The 3,037-nt window shown below is 57.8% G+C and carries 3 protein-coding genes; all 3 read left to right on the forward strand.

Going from position 1 to position 3,037, the window contains the following annotated elements; genetic code table 11:
• The first annotated feature begins 167 nt into the window (after positions 1-167).
• Positions 168-953 carry a bacterial ammonia monooxygenase, subunit AmoC gene (gene amoC, locus B2A78_RS25360; RefSeq protein ID WP_077732835.1) on the forward strand — a complete coding sequence of 262 codons (786 nt, stop codon included), beginning with the start codon at positions 168-170 and terminating at the stop codon, positions 951-953.
• 139 nt (positions 954-1,092) lie between these two features.
• Positions 1,093-1,836, forward strand: coding sequence for a bacterial ammonia monooxygenase, subunit AmoA (gene amoA, locus B2A78_RS25365; protein ID WP_077732836.1), 744 nt, complete (start codon positions 1,093-1,095; stop codon positions 1,834-1,836).
• A 110-nt stretch (positions 1,837-1,946) separates the two neighbouring features.
• Positions 1,947-3,037, forward strand: a 1,091-nt coding sequence (amoB, locus tag B2A78_RS25370; RefSeq protein ID WP_077732837.1) for a bacterial ammonia monooxygenase, subunit AmoB, incomplete at its 3' end; no start/stop codon positions are given.

Consider the following 3,037-nt stretch of genomic DNA (forward strand, 5'->3'; position numbering starts at 1 on the left):
CCTTGACAAGGCATGAATGAGTGATAGACTGCAACGCACCCTAGGAGTGGGGCATTTTGTCGCAGGGGCCCTTGGGCCAGGGGCAAGAATGAAGAAGACAAGGATGCACGACGAGGTAGCGGGGCGGCGACGCACCGCGAATGAGTACTAACTTTGGAGGTAAAACTATGGCTGCAACAACAGTTGGTGGCGTAGCAGCGCAAGACAAGCCGCTTTTGGACATGAAGTGGCTGACCTTTGCGTTCATGCTGTACACGGTCTTTTATATGTGGGTTCGGTGGTATGAAGGGGTCTACGGCTGGTCCGCCGGTCTGGATTCGTTCGCACCGGAATTCGAGACGTACTGGATGAACTTCCTGTACACCGAAATCGTACTGGAAGTGGTCACCGCCTCGATTCTGTGGGGCTACCTGTGGAAGACCCGTGACCGCAACCTGGCGGCACTGGCGCCGCGGGAAGAACTGCGCCGGAACATGACGCACCTGATTTGGCTGTTTGCGTATGCATGGGCCATTTACTGGGGTGCGAGCTACTTCACCGAGCAGGACGGCACCTGGCACCAGACGATTGTTCGCGACACCGACTTCACGCCGTCGCACATCATCGAGTTCTACCTGAGCTATCCGATCTACATCATCACGGGTGGTGGCGCGTTCCTGTATGCGCATACCCGCCTGCCGCACTTTTCGGCTTCGAAAGGCTTGTCGCTGGCGTACCTGATTCTGTGGACCGGTCCGTTCATGATTCTGCCGAACGTTGGCTTGAACGAATGGGGTCACACCTTCTGGTTTATGGAAGAGTTGTTCGTAGCGCCCTTGCACTACGGCTTCGTGATCTTCGGCTGGCTGGCATTGGCCATCATGGGCGTGTTGCTGCAGGTGTTTGCGAGCTTCTCGAACCTGATGGGCAAGGAAATCTGTGAAGCGGTGGATCAAGGTCTGATCGCGAAATAAGTTTGGACGGGTTGCGGCGGGGCGGCGACGGTAGCTACTACCGATCGGCGCGGCCGCTGCGACCGGCACTGGACGTGACGATGACCGCCCGGCGGGCGGTCATCTAAAACGACAATAAATGAACTTTTGGAGGTAACTCATGAGCGCACTTCAATCTGCGGTTCGGTCTCATGCCGAAGCAGTGCAAGTCTCCAGGACCATTGACTACCTGGGGATCTTCATTTTCTTCTTTGTGGTGGTTGGTTCGTATCACATTCACGCCATGTTGACCATGGGTGACTGGGACTTCTGGTCGGACTGGAAGGACCGTCGTCTGTGGGTGACGGTGACCCCGATCGTGTTGGTGACCTTCCCGGCGGCGATCCAGGCCTGGACCTGGGAGAAGTTCCGCAACCCGTGGGGCGCGACCATCGCGGTGTTGGCGTTGCTGTTTGGTGAATGGGTCAACCGCTACTTCAACTTCTGGGGTTGGACCTACTTCCCGATCAACTTTGTGTTCCCGGCGATTCTGGTACCGGGTGCGATTTTGCTGGATACGTTCCTGATGCTGTCGGGCAGCTACCTGTTCACGGCGATCGTTGGGGGCATGGCTTGGGGTCTGATTTTCTACCCGGGTAACTGGCCGATGATTGCCCCGCTGCACGTGCCGGTGGAATACAACGGCATGCTGATGTCGATTGCCGACATTCAGGGTTACAACTATGTGCGTACCGGTACCCCCGAGTACATCCGCATGGTGGAAAAAGGTACCCTGAGAACCTTCGGTAAGGACGTCGCGCCGGTGTCGGCGTTCTTCTCGGCCTTCATGTCCATTCTGATCTACTTCATGTGGCACTTTGTGGGCCGTTGGTTCTCGACCGTACGGTTCCTGAAGCAGACCTAATCGGGACCGGAATCGGACGTACAAGCAAAACGCACCAAGCCTTTGAAGCGCCCTGACACGGGGGCTTGAGAGGCGGGTACAACAGAATAGACTCGAGAGAGGAAGAACCTATGAAACTACTCAAAGACAGGATCGCCAAGTGGTCCATGGTCGGTTTGCTGGCCACGTTTGCCGCGACCAGCTTCTACGCGCCGAGCGCCTCGGCCCACGGTGAGAAATCGCAGGCGGCGTTCATGCGTATGCGTACCATCCACTGGTACGATCTGAACTGGTCGAAAGAGAAGGTGAAGGTCAACGACACCGTCGAAATCACCGGTAAATTCCACGTGTTCGAAGGCTGGCCGGAAACGGTCGCCGAGCCCGATACCGCGTTCTTGAACATCGGTATTCCGGGTCCGGTCTTCATCCGCAAGGAATCGTACATCGGTGGCCAGTTGGTGCCGCGTTCGGTGCGCTTGGAGATTGGCAAGACCTACGAGTTCAAAGTTGTGTTGAAGGCGCGCCGTCCGGGTGACTGGCACGTGCACACCATGATGAACGTCGAAGGCGGTGGTCCGATCATCGGCCCCGGCAAGTGGATCACGATCGAAGGCTCCATGAGCGAATTCAAGAACCCGGTGACCACCCTGACCGGTCAGACCGTGGATCTGGAGACCTACAACGAAGGCAACACCTACTTCTGGCACTTCTTCTGGTACGCCATTGGCGTCGCCTGGATCGTGTACTGGGTCCGTCGTCCGGCCTTCTTGCCGCGCTACCTGATGGTGGAAGCGGGCCGTGCGGACGAGCTGGTCTCGGCGGGTGACAAGAAAGTGGCGATGGGCTTTGCCGCGGCGACGATCCTGATCGTGATCTTCGCGATGTCGAGCGCCAACAGCAAATACCCGATCACCATTCCGTTGCAGGCCGGCACCATGAGAGGCATTCAGCCGATCGAAATGCCGAAGTCGACGATTTCGGTGAAGGTTGCCGACGCCACCTACCGGGTACCGGGCCGTGCGATGCGCATGAAGCTCACCGTCACCAACAACGGCAACAAGCCGGTGCGGTTGGGTGAGTTCTACACCGCGTCGGTGCGTTTCCTGGACAGCGATGTCTACCGCGACACCACCGGTTATCCGGAAGACCTGTTGGCGGACGATGGGCTTGAAGTGAGCGACAACAGCCCGCTGCAGCCGGGTGAGACGCGGACGATTGACGT

This window comes from Methylocaldum sp. 14B (assembly GCF_002005105.1).
In the GTDB taxonomy this organism is placed as follows: Bacteria; Pseudomonadota; Gammaproteobacteria; order Methylococcales; family Methylococcaceae; genus Methylocaldum.